We start from the raw sequence: 16,077 nt of genomic DNA on the forward strand, positions 1-16,077 counted from the left end.
CGTGCATGAGATCGGGGTAGACAAATGACGAACAAGCCACGCAACGCCGAGGCCGGCTCGGCCGGCCCGGCGCCGGGTGGCTCCGCGCAGGCCGGCCCGGACAAGTCCGACGGCGAGCGCGTCGTCGTCCGGGACAAGCGCCGGATCGATGCCTCCGGCGGCAAGGGCGAACCGACCGAGCCGCCGGCCGGCGACGATGCGGCCGGCACCGGGACCGACGCGGAGAGCGCCGGCATCAAGCCGCAGACCAGCACCGAGGCCGAACTGGCCGGCGAGTCGGCCGAGCGCGCCGCCGACGCCGAGGCGGAGGCGGGCGCCAGCACCGGCGGCGACAAGCCGGTCGTGGACGCGCCGGCCGAGCCGGTGGAGGAGCCGGCCGACCGGTCCGGCCCGCTGGGCGCCGAGCTGGCGGCCCTGCGGTCCGACCTGGACGAGCGGACCCGGGACGTCCAGCGGGTGTCGGCGGAGTACGCCAACTACCGCAAGCGGGTCGACCGGGACCGCGGCCTGGTGGCCGAGCAGACCACCGGCAACGTCCTGACCGCGCTGCTGCCCATCCTGGACGACCTGGACCGGGCGCGGGAACACGGCGACCTGGTGGGACCGTTCGGCGCGGTCGCCGAGCAGCTCGGCGCCGCGCTCGGCAAGTTCGGACTGACCGCGTTCGGCGAGAAGGGCGACCCGTTCGACCCGACCCGGCACGAGGCGGTCGCGCACCGGACCTCCTCGGAGGTCACCGAGCCGACCTGCGTCGAGGTGATGCGGCGCGGCTACCAGTTGGGCGAGCGGCTGTTGCGGCCCGCGCTGGTAGCCGTCGCCGACCCGGAATAGCGAGAATGGTTCGCCGGTGGTTCGCAGGGCCGCAGGGCCGGGCGGCCACCGGCGACCCGCACACGAGGCATGATCGACTGGGGAGGGGGGTGGACAGATGAGTTCCAAGGACTGGCTGGAAAAGGACTTCTACGCCGCGCTGGGGGTGGGCAAGTCCGCCTCCTCCGATGAGATCAAGAAGGCGTACCGGAAGCTGGCCCGGGAGTTGCACCCGGACCGCAACCCCGGCAACGCCGAGGCCGAGAGCCGGTTCAAGGCGGTCTCCGAGGCGTACTCCGTGCTCTCCGACGAGCGCAAGCGCAAGGAGTACGACGAGATGCGCTCGCTGTTCGGCTCGGGCGCGTTCCGGCGGAACGCGCAGGCCGGCGAGGGCGGACCGGGCGGTGCGCCGTTCGACGTGTCCGACCTCTTCGGCGGCGCCGCGGGCCAGCCCGGCGCGGGCGGACGGTTCGGTGGCGGCTTCTCCGACCTGTTCGGCTCGCTGTTCAACGGCGGTGCCGGTCCGACCACCCGGGCCCGCGGGCCGGTGCGCGGCCGGGACGTCGAGGCCGAGGTGACGCTCGACTTCGCGGACGCGGTCGGCGGGGTGACCCTGCCGCTCACGCTGCGCGCCCCCGGGGTGTGCGACGTCTGCCACGGCAGCGGCGCGAAGCCGGGGACCAGCCCGCGCACCTGCCCGACGTGCCAGGGGGCCGGGGTGGTGACCCGTGACCAGGGCGCGTTCAGCTTCGCCGAGCCGTGCCGGGAGTGCCAGGGCGTCGGCACGATCGTGGAGGAGAAGTGCCCGGAGTGCCGGGGCACGGGCGGGGTCACGAAGACCCGCACGATCACCGTGCGCTTTCCGGCCGGGGTCGCCGACGGCCAGCGGATCCGGCTGGCCGGCCGGGGCGAGCCCGGTGCCCGGGGCGGCCCGGCGGGCGACCTGTTCGTGCTCGTGAAGGTGCGATCCGACGACCTGTTCGGGCGCAGCGGTGACGACCTGACCCTCACGGTGCCGATCACCTTCGCCGAGGCGGTGCTCGGCACGGACCTGCGGGTGCCGACCATGGACGGCGCCGTGACGCTGCGGGTGCCGCCGGGCACGCCGAGCGGGCGGATCCTGCGGGCGCGCGGCAAGGGGATCGTCCGGCGCGACGGTCGGGCCGGCGACCTGCTGGTGACCCTTGAGGTGGTCGTCCCCGAGCAGGTGTCCGGCGCGGCCCGGGAGGCGTTGGAGACCTTCGCCGCGGAAACCCCCAAGGCGGCCCGGGAGCATCTCGAAGCCCGGCTGCGTCGAGTCAGTTGAGCGATCGTCCGTCGGAGGTGATCATGGCTGAGGAATTCATCATCTCGGTCGCCCAGGCGTCCGATGCCAAGGTGTTGATGATCTCGGTGGCGGCCCGGATGGCCGGCATGCACCCGCAGACCCTGCGGCAGTACGACCGGCTCGGGCTGGTGCAGCCCGGCCGGGCCGCCGGCGGCGGCCGGCGGTACAGCGTCCGGGACGTGGCCCTGCTCCGCGAGGTGCAGCGGCTCAGCCAGGACGACGGGGTCAACCTCGCGGGCATCAAGCGGATCATCGAGCTGGAACAGGCGGTCGACGAGTTGCGGCAGCGGCTCGTCCAGGCGCAGGAGCAGTTGGCCGCGGCGTACGAGCGGATCGCCCAACTGGAGGCGGCCCGGCCGTTCCCGCGGACCGACCTGGTCCCCACCTCGCGGCCGTCGACGGCGCTGGTGGTGTGGCGGCCGATCCGCCCGGACGAGCGGTCCTGATTCCGGCCCCGCCGGTTGCCAGGCTGGACTACCCTGACGTTTGGCTCCGTATCGCACGAATTCGGGCCAAATCAGGTACGCCCGGTGGGGGATGCCCCGCCGTGGCGGACCAGGGCTGGTGAGGCGGCGGGCCGGGATCCACGGGGGCTCCCGGCCCGCGTCCCATGCCCCGCCGGCAGCGGTCAGAGCCGGCGACCGCTACGGACCAGGCCACCCTCGCACCAGTCGTGGTACTCGAAGAGTTCCGGGCGGGCCAGCAGCATCCGGCAGTTGTGCGACCAGGTGAGCATCGGGTCGTCGCCCTCGCGCTCGGCCCGTTCGACCAGCTTGCGCAGCCTGCGGCGCGGATGCGCCCGGAACTTCGTCCGGATGCCGTCGGCCGAGTAGATGTAGAGGCAGTGCAGGGCGAACCGGCGGGCCGGACAGGACCGGTCCATGGCCAGCTCGAACAGGGTGGTCACGAGATGGTCGCCGGAGACCAACAGGTCCCAGTCCGGTGGCATCGATTGCAGCGGGACCGCGTCCGGGCGATACGCCCAGGCTCGCAGTTCGGCTGCGCTCGGGTCGACCGGATTGGCGAAGCCGTTGAACGTCGACTCCTGCACGCTCACCCCGGGGTTGACCTTCCGCTCGCGGCGGTGGTGGGTACCCGGCGTGGCCGCCCAGGCACCACCGGCTGCTGACGCGAAACCGTAGCGCGTTGGCCGGGATCGGCGAAAGTCCACCCTTCTGCCAATTCATCAAGCCGTTACCGTCGCCCCCTCGTGACCTGCCCGCGGGTCCGCAAGCGGGCGCTATTCCGGATTCGTCGCCGGCTCCAGCCGACGTCTGTCCCGGTGCCGGCGCAGCCACACCTTGACCGCCGGCACGTCCGGCAGCCGACCCAGCAACGGTCCGCTGACCACCGTGATCAGGACGTACGCGGTGGCCAGTGGGGCCAGGCTGGGTTCGACGGCGGACGAGGTCACCGCCAGGCCGGCGATGACGATGGAGAACTCGCCCCGCGGGATGAGCCCGAGCCCCGCCCGGAGCCGACCGGGCAGGGCCACGCCGATCCGACCGGCCGCGAAGTACCCGGTCGCCACCTTCGTGGCCATGGTGAGCACGGCCAGGCCGAGCGCGGGCAGCAGCACCGGCGGCATGTCGGCCGGGTTGGTGGCCAGACCGAAGAAGACGAAGAAGACGGCGGCGAACAGGTCGCGCAGCGGCGAGAGCAACTCGGTGGCGTTGTGCGCCACCGGACCGGAGACCGCGATCCCGACCAGGAACGCCCCGACGGCGGCCGACACCTTCAGTTGGGCGGCCAGGCCGGCCACCAGCAGGGTCAGGCCGAGCACGCCGAGCAGCAGCGCCTCGGGATTGTTCACCGGGAAGATCGCGGAGATGGCGTGGCCGTACCGGGTGGCCACCACCAGCACGAGCACGACGGTGCCGACGGCGACGCCGAGCGCGATGCCGCCGCCGCCCAGACCGGTGCCGCCGAGCAGCGCGGTGACCAGCGGCAGGTACAGGGCCATGGCCAGGTCCTCGATGACCAGGACGGAGAGGATCACCGGAGTTTCCCGGTTGCCGAGCCGGCCCAGGTCGGCCAGGACCTTGGCGATGACCCCGGACGAGGAGACCCAGGTGACGCCGGCCAGCACGATCGCGGACAGCCAGCCCCAGCCGAGCAGCAACGCGAAGGCGGCACCCGGCAGGGCGTTGAGGACCGCGTCGATCAGACCCGCCGGCGCGGCCGAGCGGAGGTTGCCGACCAGTTCGTCGGCCGAGTACTCCAGGCCGAGCATGACCAGCAGCAGGATCACGCCGATCTCGGCGCCGGTGGCGAAGAACTCCTCGCTGGCGTTCAGCGGCAGCAGGCCGCCCTGGCCGAAGGCCAGCCCGGCCAGCAGGTAGAGCGGGATGGGGGACAAACCGATCCGCCGGGCGAACCGGCCGAGCAGTCCGAGGCCGAGCAGTAGCGCACCGACCTCGATGAGCAGGACGGTCGTCTCATGGTGCATGCGGCTCAGCCGTCCGGATCCATTTTGGCGAGGATCCGGGACACCCCGTCGATGCCGTCGCGGGTGCCGACCACCACCACGACGTCACCGGCGGCGAAGACGAAGGACGGGTCCGGCGAGGCGATCACCTCGGCGTCCCGCAGCACGGCCACGATCGACGCGCTGGTCCGGGTCCGTGCCTTCGTGGCACCGAGCGGCCGGCCGACGTACCGGGAGCCGGCGGTGATGGCGATCTGCTCGGTGAGCAGGCCGGCGGCCTGCTGGCGCAGCCCGGAGAGCTGGCCGAGCATGAGCGAGGCGCCCAGGACGTCGGCCAGCGCCTCCGCCTCGTCGTCGGTCAGCGGGATGCTGGCCACGCACGAGTCGGGATCCTGCTCGTCGTAGAGGGAGAGGTCGCGCCGCCCGTTGCGGTGACTCACCACCCCGATGCGTCGGCCGGACTCGGTGATGACGTCGTGGCGTACCCCGATGCCGGGCAGGGCGGTCTGTTCCACACGTACTCGCACGTCGATGAGGTTACCGGGGCCGGCCGCATGGGGCCGGTCGGGTCCGGAGGGGGATGGCGGCGGCGGGCGGTCTCGCTGCCAAAGTGACTGGGGTCACAGCGTAGACTTGAGCGGAATAGACTCAAGTCTGGTTGTGTCGTTCCCAGTGGACACACCTGACCCGGGGGAGCCATGAACGCCGAACGCCTCACCACCAAGAGCCGCGAAGTCATCACCGGTGCGGTCGCCATCGCCAACCAGCGCGGGCACGCCACCGTCGAACCGTGGCACCTGCTGCTTTCCCTGCTGGACACCGGGGGCTCCACCGCCGCCGCCCTGCTGCGGGCCGGCGGCGCCAACCCGGCGGACGTCCGCCGGGCCGCCGCACGGGCCGTGGAGAAGCTGCCTGCCGCCCGCGGCTCCAGCGTCGCCGAGCCGAGCCTGTCCCGGGAGTTCGTCAACGCCATCGGCGCCGCCGAACAGATCGCCCGGCCGCTCGGCGACGAGTACACCTCCACCGAACACCTGCTCGCCGGGTTGGCCCGGGTGGGCGGCGCGGTCGCCCAGGTCCTCAAGGACGCCGGGGTCAGCGAGGAGACCCTGGTGGCCGCGTTCCCCGCGGTCCGCGGCGGCGACCGCCGGGTGACCACCGCCGACCCCGAACAGACGTACCAGGCGCTGGAGAAGTACGGCGTCGACCTGACCGAACGGGCCCGCGAAGGCAAGATCGACCCGGTGATCGGTCGCGACTCGGAGATCCGCCGGGTGGTCCAGGTGCTCTCCCGGCGTACCAAGAACAACCCGGTGCTGATCGGCGAGCCCGGCGTGGGCAAGACCGCGATCGTCGAGGGCCTGGCCCAGCGGATCGTGGCCGGCGACGTGCCCGAGTCGCTGCGGGACAAGAAGCTGGTCTCGCTCGACCTCGGCGCGATGGTCGCCGGCGCGCAGTACCGCGGCCAGTTCGAGGAGCGGCTCAAGTCGGTGCTGGAGGAGATCAAGGGCTCCGACGGCCAGGTCATCACCTTCCTGGACGAACTGCACACGGTGGTCGGCGCCGGCAAGGGCGAGGGCTCGATGGACGCCGGCAACATGCTCAAGCCGATGCTCGCCCGGGGTGAGCTGCGGATGGTCGGTGCCACGACCCTCGACGAGTACCGCGAGCACATCGAGAAGGACCCGGCGCTGGAGCGGCGCTTCCAGCCGGTGCTGGTCGGCGAGCCGACCATCGAGGACACCATCGGCATCCTGCGCGGCCTCAAGGAACGGTACGAGGTGCACCACGGCGTGCGGATCACCGACGCCGCGCTGGTGGCCGCCGCCGCGCTGTCCGACCGGTACATCACCGACCGGTTCCTGCCGGACAAGGCCATCGACCTGGTCGACGAGTCCGCGTCCCGGCTGCGGATGGAGATCGACTCGCGGCCCGTCGAGGTCGACGAGATCGAGCGCGCCGTCCGCCGGCTGGAGATCGAGGAGATGGCGCTGGCCAAGGAGCCGGACGCGGCCTCGGCCGAGAGGCTGGAGCGGCTGCGTCGCGAACTGGCCGACAAGCGGGAACAGCTCACCGCGCTCTCCGAGCGGTGGAAGCTGGAGAAGGAGCACATCACCAAGATCTCCACCGCCAAGGAGGAACTGGAACGGCTCGGCGGCGAGGCCGAGCGGGCCGAGCGGGACGGCGAGCTGGAACGCGCGGCCGAGCTGCGCTACGGCCGGATCCCCGAACTGCGCGCCGGCCTGGCCCGGGCCGAGCAGGAACTGGCCGGCCTGCAGGCCGACGGCGCGATGCTCAAGGAGGAGGTCGGCCCGGACGACATCGCCGAGGTGGTCGCCGCCTGGACCGGCATCCCCGCCGGCCGGCTGCTGGAGGGCGAGACCGCCAAGCTGCTGCGGATGGAGCAGTCGCTGGGCGAGCGGGTGGTCGGCCAGGCGCAGGCGGTGGCCGCGGTCTCCGACGCGGTCCGCCGGGCCCGCGCGGGCGTCGCCGACCCGGACCGGCCCACCGGCAGCTTCCTGTTCCTCGGCCCCACCGGGGTGGGCAAGACCGAGCTGGCCAAGGCGCTCGCCGAGTTCCTCTTCGACGACGAGCGGGCCATGGTCCGGATCGACATGAGCGAGTACGGCGAGAAGCACTCGGTGGCCCGCCTGGTCGGCGCCCCGCCCGGCTACGTCGGGTACGAGGAGGGTGGCCAGCTCACCGAGGCGGTGCGCCGCCGGCCGTACTCGGTGGTGCTGCTGGACGAGGTGGAGAAGGCCCACCCGGACGTCTTCGACGTGCTGCTCCAGGTGCTCGACGACGGCCGGCTGACCGACGGTCAGGGGCGTACCGTCGACTTCCGCAACGCCATCCTGATCCTGACCTCCAACCTGGGCTCGTCGGTGGTGACCGACCTGACGCTCACCGAGGAGCAGCGCCGGGACGCGGTGCTGGCGGTGGTCCGCTCGCACTTCAAGCCGGAGTTCCTGAACCGACTGGACGACATCGTGGTCTTCGCGTCGCTCGGCGGGGAGCAGCTTCGCTCCATCGTGGACATCCAGCTGGACCGGCTGCGCCGGCGGCTGGCGGATCGCCGCCTCGTGCTGGACGTCGGCGATCCGGCCCGCGGCTGGCTCGCCGAGCACGGGTACGACCCGATCTACGGTGCCCGCCCGCTGCGCCGGCTGGTGCAGGCCGCCATCGGCGACCAGCTCGCCAAGGCGCTGCTGGCCGGCGAGATCCGGGACGGCGACACGGTGCGGGTCGACCTGTCCGACAGCAAGGAGGGTCTGCAGGTCACCCGCGTCTGAGCGCGGTCGGGCCGGGCGCCGCGCCGGGCCGTACGGCCCGGCGGGCCGGCGCGGGGCCGGGCCGGCGCGGGGACGGGCGTGTCCGGGGGCGGCGCGGGGACGGGCGTGGCCGGGGGCGGCGCGGGGACGGGCGTGGCCGGGGGCGGCGCGGGGAAAGAGGAGAGCATGCAGGCACGCAAGCGGGATCGGGAACTCGACGAGGCGATCAGGGAGTTGGCCCGGGCCGACACCCTCGCCTTCGGCGGGGTGGGCTTCGCCGGGCAGACCCTGGCGCCCACCGCCGCGTACCAGGCCCTGGAGCGGATGCTGCCGGCCCGTGCGGAGGACCTGCGCGGCCGGCTCACCGGGCTGCTCACCGACGCCACCCCGGCCGGCAAGGCGTACGCGGCGAGCCTGCTCGACCGCTTCGACCCGGCCGCCGGGCGGGCCGCCTGGGAGTCGCTGAGCGGTGACGACGGTGCCCTGACCACATTTACCGGCTGCGTGATGGGTCGCAGCACGCTCGGTGAGTACGCCCGGGATCGGTTGCGTCCCGACGACCGGTGATCCACCCGCTCGGGTTTCCCCTGGGTGCGCCGGGTTGTTACCGTCTCGCCCGACGCGTGGACGAGGGGGACGGTACGGGTGAACGGGATGCTGGCGTACGGGGTGACCGGGCTGGGCTGCCTGCTCGCGGTCGCGGGAATCGTGATCGCCGTGGTGGCGCTGCGCACGGCTCAACGCCGCAACTCGCCGGGGAGCGGCGGTCCGGTGGACCCGTTCCGGCAGCCGGACGACGACGCCGACGCGCTGCGCGGCGACCCGCGCCGGCTGCGGCCGGGCGACATCGTGGAGATCCGCGGCACGTCGTACGGCGTCCGCGGCTCGCTGCACTTCAGCGAGGGCGACTGGGGTTGGGCGGAACACCTGCTGGACGACGCGCACGGCGTCAAGCGCTGGCTCTCCGTCGAGGAGGATCCCGACCTCGAACTGGTGCTCTGGACGGCGGCGCCGGGCGCGACCGTCACGCCCGGTCCGTCCACCCTGGACTTCGAGGGCCGGCGGTACACCAGCGACGAGTCCGGACAGGCCCGCTACACCGGCGTCGGCACCACCGGGCTCAACCCGAGCGGATCGGTCCGCTACCACGACTATCGCGGCCCGGACGGGTCGCTGCTGTCCTTCGAGGCGTACGGCGACAGCGGTGCCTGGGAGGTCGGCCTCGGTGAGCCGCTGCGGCGCCCCGAGGTGATGATCTATCCGGCCACCGGGCCGGAGCAGCCGGGCCAGGGGCGCTGAGTCGTGCTCGTCGACCTGGACACCCCGTACGCCGACACCACCGCCGCGGACCTCAGCCTGGCGCTCGACGGCCCGGTCCGACCGGCCCTGCACGTGCTGACCCTGGAGGTTCCCCCGGCGACGGTACGGCTGCGCCTGCTCGGAGCCTCCCATCAGGTCCTGATCGAGACGGCCGGTGCGAGCCGGTCGGAGACCGTCGCCTGCCTGCCCGGCCAACCGCCCGCGCTGCCGCGGGAGATGGAGACCGACGACGGCCGGTACCTGTTCCGCGCCCGCGTGCTCCGGCTGGAGCCGGCGGAACTCACCGACCGGGTCGACACGCTGCGTGCGACGCTCGCCGACGACGGGTACGCGCTGCTGGGCGTCTTCCCCGGCGACCCGTGCGCGGTGACCGCGCTCCGGCTCGAACCGGAGTGCGACGGGCACACCCTGCGCTGGGAGACCTGGCACTCGTATCCGCAGACCGGTGAGCTGGTCCACACCGAGACGGCGGTGACGCTGGCATGACGTCGTACCGCAGATGGCTGGTGCTGGGAGCGGCGGTCTCCCTGGTCGGCGTGCTGGTCGCCGGCTACGGCCTGGTGGCCGGCACCTTCACCGCGCGCAGCTACGTCCGGGGCCACTACGCCCGCTCGGTCGGCCACGACATCGGGCGGGAGGCGGTCGCCTACACGAGTTCCCTGCCGCCGAGCCGGGTGACCCGGGACGTGACCGGCGCCTTCCACCCCAGCGACCGGTACGCCGACGCGAGCGGGACGTACCTGCGCTTCGGCGACGACTCGGTGGTGATCCGGCCGCTGGCCGCCGGCTCGGTGATCCTGCTGGAGAAGATGGGCACCGCCTACCCGCGGTACCACGGCATCGTCGGCTCCGCGTGGGGCTGGAGCCGGGGAAACACCAGCCGGGGCGGCGGACCCGGCGCCGGCAAGTAACCGGACGAGAACGCACTCACCCCTGGGAGAGACATTGTCGAACCTCGGCACCGACCTGCTGGTGACGCTGGCTTACGGCGTCGTCGGCGTTTTGCTGATGGGACTGGGCTACCTGCTGGTCGACGTGACCACGCCCGGTCGGCTGAACCAGTTGATCTGGACCGACCGGAACCGGAACGCGGCAGTGCTGCTGGCCTCGAACCTGCTGAGCGTGGGGACCATCGTGGTCGCCGCCATCGTGGCCAGCGCGAACGACTTCGCGCTCGGCATCATCGGCGCCGCCGCGTACGGCGTGCTCGGGCTGCTGGTCATGGCCGGCGCGTTCCTGCTGCTCGACGTGGTCACCCCGGGCCGGCTCGGTGAGATTCTGGTGGACCCGCAGCCGCATCCCGCCGTGTGGGTGTCGGCCGTGGTGCACCTGGCCACCGGGGCGATCGTCGCGGCCGCGATCAGCTGATGGACGTGTCCGAGGTGCCGGCGGCGTCCTCGGTGCGCGACCGGGCGCAGCCGGCCCCGGCCGGCCGGCGGCGACCCGCCCGGGCGGCCGTACTGGCGGCGGTCTTCGTCTGTGCCGCCTGCGGCCTGGTCTACGAACTGGCCCTGGTGGCGCTCGGCAGCTACCTGATCGGGGACGCGGTCGGGCAGGCCTCGATCGTGCTCGGCGTGATGGTCTTCGCCATGGGCGTCGGTGCGCTCGCCGCGAAGCCCCTGCAACGCCGGGCCGCCGTGGCCTTCGCTGCGGTCGAGCTGGTGCTCGCGCTGCTCGGCGGCCTGTCCGTGCTCGGCCTGTACGCCGCGTTCTCCTGGCTCGACCTGTACGCGCCCGCCCTGGTGGCCACCGCGTTCGTGCTCGGCCTGCTGATCGGCGCGGAGATTCCGCTGCTGATGGTGCTGCTGCAACGCATCCGCGCGCAGGCGGCGGGCAGCGCGGTCGCCGACCTGTTCGCCGCCGACTACGTCGGGGCGCTGCTGGGCGGGTTGGCCTTCCCGTTCCTGCTGATGCCGCTGCTCGGCCTGCTGCGCGGCGCGCTGGTGGTCGGTGCCGTGAACGCCGTCGCCGGGCTCGCCCTGGTCGGCGTCGTGTTCCGCCGGGACCTGGACGGTAGGTCCCGGGCCGCGCTCGGCGCCGGCACCGTCGTGGTGATGCTCACCCTCGGGTACGCGTACGCCACCGCGCACAGCTTCGAGGTGACCGCCCGGCAGCAGTTGTACCGGGATCCCGTGGTGCACGCCGAACGCAGCCGCTACCAGGAGATCGTGTTGACCCGTTCGGTGTCGGTGCCCGGCGAGAGCCGTACCGACCTGCGGCTCTTCCTCAACGGCGACCTCCAGTTCAGCTCCTCGGACGAGTACCGCTACCACGAGGCGCTGGTGCACCCGGCGCTGCGCGGCAGCCACGGCGCCGTGCTGGTGCTCGGCGGCGGCGACGGCCTGGCGCTGCGGGAGATCCTCCGCTACCCGGACGTGGCCCGCGCGACGCTGGTGGACCTGGACCCGGCCGTGGTGCGGCTGGCGCGCAGCGAGCCGCAGCTGCGCGCCCTCAACCGCGACTCGTTCGCCGATCCCCGGGTGCAGGTGGTGCAGGCCGACGCGTTCGGGTGGCTGCGGGCCCGGCCCGGCAGGTTCGACACGGTGATCGTCGACCTGCCGGACCCGGACGAGACCGCCACCGCCAAGCTCTACACGGTCGAGTTCTACGCGCTGGTCCGCGCGGTGCTGGCGCCCGGCGGGCGGATGGTCGTGCAGGCCGGCTCGCCGTACTTCGCCCCCGGGCGTACTGGTCGATCGAGCATTCGATCCGCACCGCCGGGTTCGCGACGGTGCCGTACCACGTGGACGTGCCGTCCTTCGGCGACTGGGGATTCGTGCTGGCCGCGCCGGGTCCGGACGCGCCCGAGCTGGCCCTGCCGGCGGATGCGCCGGCGCTACGCTTCCTGAACGCCGGCACGCTGAGCCAGGCCGCGACCTTCCCGGCCGACCGGCCGCGGCTGGACGTGCCGGCGTCGACGCTGCTGCAACCGAGGGTGCTGGACTACAACCGCGCCGAGTGGCGCGGCTACTGACGCTTGCGACCTCGGCCGGCGGGTCCGGCACCGTTTGCCGCGGATCGCTGGCAGGGTATCGATACCTTGTTTCGTGGATCTTATGGCTCCTGAGCTGTGCAAAGTTCGGGTGAATCGAGGAAGGGAGAGCACGTGTCTGATCTGAGCGGTACGGGCACGCCGGGTCCTCCGGCGCCAACGGCCCGTCCGAGCAGCGTCACCATCTCGTCGTACCTGTTGTACGCGGTCGCCGCGATCCAACTGCTCAGCGCGATCGTCACGCTGTCGGTGCTGGGCAAGATGAACGATGTCTACCGGGACCTCTACGCCGGCACCTCGGCCGAGGGCGCCGAGACGGTCGTCACGCTGGTCTCGGTGGCGGGCGTCGTCGTGGGGCTGCTGTTCGCGGTCGGGTTCGTGGTGGTCGGCGTGCTCAACGGCCGGGGCAGGAACGCGTCCCGGATCACCACCTGGGTGCTGGCCGGCATCGGTGTCTGCTGCACCGGGATCGGCGTGGCCGGATCGGGGCTGGGCACCTCCATGGGCGGGGACACCGGGAACGGTGACGTCCCGAGCGGTGCCGAGTTGCAGGACCGGTTGAGCGAGGTGCTGCCCACCTGGTACACGCCGCTGTCCGTCACGCTGTCCGTGCTGGCGCTGCTCGCCCTGATCGCGGTGATCATCCTGCTCGCCCTGCCGGCGTCCAACGAGTTCTTCCGCAAGCCGAAGCCGGGCTTCGACCCGCCGATTCCGGGCGCCGCGTACCCCGCGTACCCGCCGGCGCCCGGCTACCCCGCCACGGGTGAGGGCCCGGGCGCGGGCACCGTCCCGCCCGGCACCGTCCCGCCCGGCACCGACGCGCCGGGTGGTCCTGCTCCGGGTGCGCCGCCGGCGCATCCCCAGGAGCCGGGACCGCGCACCGACCGGCCGGACGGCGAATCCTAGTGCGTGTTTCGTAGGTGTCGGTCGACCCGGCGCAGGCCGGCCGGCACCTGTGAAACACGCCCCGTGGCCGCCGGCCGCCGCTGTCCGTACCGCTGGGCGATCCCTCCGGGTAGGTTGCCAACCAACCACAACCCGGAGGGATCGCCCGTGTCATATCCAGGTTCGGCGCCCGCGTCCGGCGCGGGTCCGCGCCCGCCGGTCGGTCCCGCCGGTCCGGGACCGTACGGGAGCTTCGGCCCCGGCCCGTACCCGCCGGCCGGAATGACCGGTACGGCGTCGCCGCGCCGGCCGGCCGTGGTGACCGCCGCGGCGGTGCTGCTGGCGGCGATGGCCACGATCGGCCTCGCGCACGCGCTGCTCGGGTTGACCACCCTGAGCGGCACCGTGCAGCGGTTCCGGGCGGCGACCGCCAGCACCGCGGCCGACCACAGCCAGTTGACCACCGCGGTCGCGCTGATCCGCGGCGCCGCCGTCCTGGCCACGATCATCGCGATCGGCGTGTCCGTGCTGCTGGCCCTGCTCGTACTGGGCCTGCTCCGGGGCAACCGCGGCGCGCGGCTGGCGACCTGGGCGGTCTGCGCCGTCGGGCTGCTGCTGGGCTGTGGGGCACTCGGTGTCACCGCGCTGCAACGGGCCGCGCCGTCGGACTTCGGCGCCCGGGACCTCGCGACCGAGCAACTGGTCCGGGCCGCGGCCGAGGCGTACCCGCCCTGGTGGGCGGCGCTCGGCGGCGCCCTGTCGGCCGGTCAGGCGCTGGGTTACCTGGTGGTGGCCGGCCTGCTGGTGCTGCCCTCGGCGACCGCCTACTTCCGGCCGGCCGGTGCGGCCGGCGTGGCGGGCGGGCCGCGCCCGCCCGGGCCGCCGCCACCATCGCCGTACCGGCCTGTGCCCTACCCGGTTCCGCCGGGTGCCGGTTGGGCACCACCCGCCGCGCCCGCTCCGGGTTGGCGTCAGGCGCCCGCTCCGGACCGGCACCCGGGGGCCGGTGGCGGCTGGGCGCCGCCGCCCGGCCCGGGCCATCCGGAGCACCCGGGCCATCCGGACCACCACGACCCCACGACCCCCACGACGTCAACGAGCGAGATGAGGACCGACAGTGACCGAGGTCGAGCCCACCCCCACGACCGAGGCACCGCACCGGGACACCGGCACGGCCCTGATCACCGGCGCCACCGCGGGGATCGGCGCGGCCTTCGCCCGCCGGCTCGGCGCGCAGGGGCGACCGCTGGTGCTGGTGGCCCGAGACGAGGAGCGGCTGGCCGCCTCAGCCGCGGAGCTGACCGACCGGCACGGCACACCCGTCGAGGTGCTCCCGGCGGACCTGTCCACCGATGACGGCTGTGCGGCGGTCGAGGCCCGGTTGCGCGCCGCCGGGGACCCGGTGGACGTGCTGGTGAACAACGCGGGGATCAGCCTCAACCGGCCGTTCCTCCGGTCCGCGGTCGAGGACGAGCTCCGGCTGCTGCGGATCAACGTGAACGCGGTGCTCAGGCTGACCCACGCGGCGCTGCCGGGCATGGTGCAGCGGCAGCAGGGGCAGTGATTAATGTCTCTTCGGTTGCCGGTTTCGGGTCGGTGATGCCCGGTTCGACATATTCCGCGAGCAAGGCGTGGGTGACCAATTTCAGCGAGTCGATCGCCCAGTCGGTCCGGCCGTTCGGCGTACGGGTGCTCGCGCTCTGCCCCGGCTACACCCGGACGGAGTTCCACGACCGGGCCGGAATCAACATGACCAAGACACCGCCGTGGATGTGGCTGCGAGCCGACGACGTCGTCGCCGACGCCCTACGTGACCTGGGTAAAGGCAAGCTGGTGAGCGTTCCGGACTGGAAGTACAAGCTCGCCGTCTTCGGCCTCCGGCACACTCCGCGGCGGGTCTTGCAGGGGGTCGCCCGGGACACCCGGGGCCGGATCGGCCGCGATCAGGTGTAGTGGCGCGTCGATTACCGTCCGTGTCCCGGGTGGCGGCTCGCCGCCGGTCGACCATCGACGGGCGGTGTCGGGGTACTCAACGAGTTCTCAGACTCGGGCAGTAGCATTCCCCGCCATGGGGGACCACGATGACCTGCGTAAATTCATCACCGACCTGGCTGTGGTCCATGGACGGGTGGTGCTGTCGTCCGGCCGCGAGGCGGACTGGTACATCGACCTCCGTCGGGTAACTCTGCATCACGCGGCGGCACCGTTGGTTGGTCGCGTGCTGCTCGATCTCACCCGGGACTGGGAGTACGACGCCGTCGGCGGGTTGACCCTCGGCGCCGATCCGGTCGCCGGGGCGATGCTGCACGCGGCGGCGGCGCAGCAGCGTCCGCTGGATGCGTTCGTGGTTCGGAAGTCACTGAAGACGCACGGCATGCAACGGCGGATCGAGGGTCCGGACGTGTCCGGCCGTCGCGTTGTTGCCGTGGAGGACACCTCGACGACGGGCAGTAGCGTGCTGACCGCTGTGGAGGCGTTACGCGAAGTTGGCGCCGAGGTCGTGGGAGTGGCGGTTATCGTCGATCGCGGAGCCGGCGAGGCGGTGCGGGCCGCCGGGTTGCCCTACCGGGCGGCCTATACGTTGGCTGACCTCGGCCTTCTGGCGTAAAAGTTTGCCGATTCGGATCTGCTGATATGCAGGCGGATCGATGCTGCAAGTGGAAGGATGGAATACGTGGGAACTGCGTTGGCCGAAATGACTATGCCTCAGATCTCGCCGCTTGCCGGCGAGCCGATCGAACGCGCCGACGCCGAGCGTCTGGCGGGAGTGCTGAAGGCACTCGCCGACCCAGCTCGGTTGCGGCTGCTCAGCCTGATCCAGTCGGCACCGGAGGGCGAGGCGTGCGTGTGTGACCTCACCGCGCCGCTCGGACTCTCTCAGCCGACGGTGAGCCATCACCTGCGGATCCTGACCGAGGCGGGACTGCTCGAACGGGAAAAGCGGGGCGTGTGGGCGTACTACCGGCTGGTGCCGACGGCGATCGCCACGATCGCCGATCTGCTCACCCCGCCGCGTAAGCGCGCCACCAAGAAGGCTCGCTGAGCT

At 72.8% G+C, this 16,077-nt stretch carries 16 protein-coding genes and 2 pseudogenes; 14 read left to right on the plus strand and 4 right to left on the minus strand.

Annotated elements, in window-relative coordinates; all coding sequences use genetic code 11:
• Positions 1-24: 24 nt before the first annotated feature.
• From grpE to CIK06_RS00705, 3 genes are all read left to right on the plus strand, one after another.
• Positions 25-831: a nucleotide exchange factor GrpE gene (grpE, locus tag CIK06_RS00695; RefSeq protein ID WP_095563177.1), complete on the plus strand. Its 807-nt coding sequence runs from the start codon at positions 25-27 to the stop codon at positions 829-831.
• A gap of 97 nt (positions 832-928) precedes the next feature.
• The gene (dnaJ, locus tag CIK06_RS00700) at positions 929-2,116 is read left to right on the plus strand and encodes a molecular chaperone DnaJ (protein ID WP_095563178.1); all 1,188 of its coding nucleotides are present in this window, start codon (positions 929-931) and stop codon (positions 2,114-2,116) included.
• 23 nt (positions 2,117-2,139) lie between these two features.
• Positions 2,140-2,583, plus strand: coding sequence for a heat shock protein transcriptional repressor HspR (locus tag CIK06_RS00705; RefSeq protein ID WP_095567459.1), 444 nt, complete (start codon positions 2,140-2,142; stop codon positions 2,581-2,583).
• A gap of 182 nt (positions 2,584-2,765) precedes the next feature.
• On the opposite strand, the gene CIK06_RS00710 is transcribed toward CIK06_RS00705, so the two are convergent.
• The 3 genes from CIK06_RS00710 to CIK06_RS00720 form a co-directional block, all read right to left on the minus strand.
• The gene (locus tag CIK06_RS00710; protein ID WP_095563179.1) at positions 2,766-3,194 is read right to left on the minus strand and encodes a hypothetical protein; all 429 of its coding nucleotides are present in this window, start codon (positions 3,192-3,194) and stop codon (positions 2,766-2,768) included.
• Between the two features lie 183 nt (positions 3,195-3,377).
• Complete coding sequence (locus CIK06_RS00715) at positions 3,378-4,586, minus strand: cation:proton antiporter (RefSeq protein WP_095563180.1); 1,209 nt, start codon at positions 4,584-4,586, stop codon at positions 3,378-3,380.
• Positions 4,587-4,591: 5 nt separating this feature from the next.
• Positions 4,592-5,092 carry a cation:proton antiporter regulatory subunit gene (locus CIK06_RS00720; protein ID WP_095563181.1) on the minus strand — a complete coding sequence of 167 codons (501 nt, stop codon included), beginning with the start codon at positions 5,090-5,092 and terminating at the stop codon, positions 4,592-4,594.
• Between the two features lie 171 nt (positions 5,093-5,263).
• Between CIK06_RS00720 and clpB the strand changes: the two genes are divergently transcribed.
• The 8 genes and pseudogenes from clpB (at position 5,264) to CIK06_RS00760 (ending at position 13,052) form a co-directional block, all read left to right on the plus strand.
• On the plus strand, positions 5,264-7,855 hold the full coding sequence (gene clpB, locus CIK06_RS00725) for an ATP-dependent chaperone ClpB (RefSeq protein WP_095563182.1): 2,592 nt from the start codon (positions 5,264-5,266) through the stop codon (positions 7,853-7,855).
• A gap of 165 nt (positions 7,856-8,020) precedes the next feature.
• On the plus strand, positions 8,021-8,401 hold the full coding sequence (locus CIK06_RS00730) for a hypothetical protein (RefSeq protein ID WP_095563183.1): 381 nt from the start codon (positions 8,021-8,023) through the stop codon (positions 8,399-8,401).
• A 78-nt stretch (positions 8,402-8,479) separates the two neighbouring features.
• A complete protein-coding gene (locus CIK06_RS00735) occupies positions 8,480-9,133 on the plus strand; it encodes a DUF4178 domain-containing protein (protein WP_095563184.1) in 654 nt (217 codons plus the stop codon).
• A gap of 3 nt (positions 9,134-9,136) precedes the next feature.
• Positions 9,137-9,640, plus strand: a complete 504-nt coding sequence (locus CIK06_RS00740) for a DUF2617 family protein (RefSeq protein WP_095563185.1) — start codon at positions 9,137-9,139, stop codon at positions 9,638-9,640.
• Positions 9,637-10,065, plus strand: a complete 429-nt coding sequence (locus CIK06_RS00745; RefSeq protein ID WP_095563186.1) for a DUF4247 domain-containing protein — start codon at positions 9,637-9,639, stop codon at positions 10,063-10,065. Before CIK06_RS00740 ends, CIK06_RS00745 begins: the two co-directional genes overlap by 4 nt.
• Positions 10,066-10,099: 34 nt before the next feature.
• Entirely contained in the window at positions 10,100-10,522 is a 423-nt protein-coding gene (locus tag CIK06_RS00750; RefSeq protein ID WP_095563187.1) for a DUF350 domain-containing protein, read from the plus strand.
• A gap of 32 nt (positions 10,523-10,554) precedes the next feature.
• Positions 10,555-12,128, plus strand: a pseudogene (locus CIK06_RS00755) (polyamine aminopropyltransferase).
• Between the two features lie 132 nt (positions 12,129-12,260).
• Entirely contained in the window at positions 12,261-13,052 is a 792-nt protein-coding gene (locus tag CIK06_RS00760; RefSeq protein ID WP_232533935.1) for a hypothetical protein, read from the plus strand.
• Here the strand turns inward: CIK06_RS00760 and CIK06_RS00765 are convergent.
• Complete coding sequence (locus tag CIK06_RS00765; RefSeq protein ID WP_095563188.1) at positions 13,049-13,540, minus strand: hypothetical protein; 492 nt, start codon at positions 13,538-13,540, stop codon at positions 13,049-13,051. The two genes, CIK06_RS00760 and CIK06_RS00765, sit on opposite strands and share 4 nt — an antisense overlap.
• 608 nt (positions 13,541-14,148) lie before the next feature.
• On the opposite strand from CIK06_RS00765, the pseudogene CIK06_RS00770 reads away from it, so the two are divergent.
• From CIK06_RS00770 to CIK06_RS00780, 3 genes and pseudogenes are all read left to right on the plus strand, one after another.
• A pseudogene (locus tag CIK06_RS00770) lies at positions 14,149-14,984 on the plus strand (SDR family NAD(P)-dependent oxidoreductase).
• Positions 14,985-15,099: 115 nt separating this feature from the next.
• Positions 15,100-15,639, plus strand: a complete 540-nt coding sequence (pyrE, locus tag CIK06_RS00775; protein ID WP_095563189.1) for an orotate phosphoribosyltransferase — start codon at positions 15,100-15,102, stop codon at positions 15,637-15,639.
• 57 nt (positions 15,640-15,696) lie between these two features.
• Positions 15,697-16,074: a helix-turn-helix transcriptional regulator gene (locus tag CIK06_RS00780; protein ID WP_007073957.1), complete on the plus strand. Its 378-nt coding sequence runs from the start codon at positions 15,697-15,699 to the stop codon at positions 16,072-16,074.
• Positions 16,075-16,077 lie beyond the last annotated feature (3 nt).

This window comes from Plantactinospora sp. KBS50 (assembly GCF_002285795.1).
Classification (GTDB): domain Bacteria; phylum Actinomycetota; class Actinomycetes; order Mycobacteriales; family Micromonosporaceae; genus KBS50.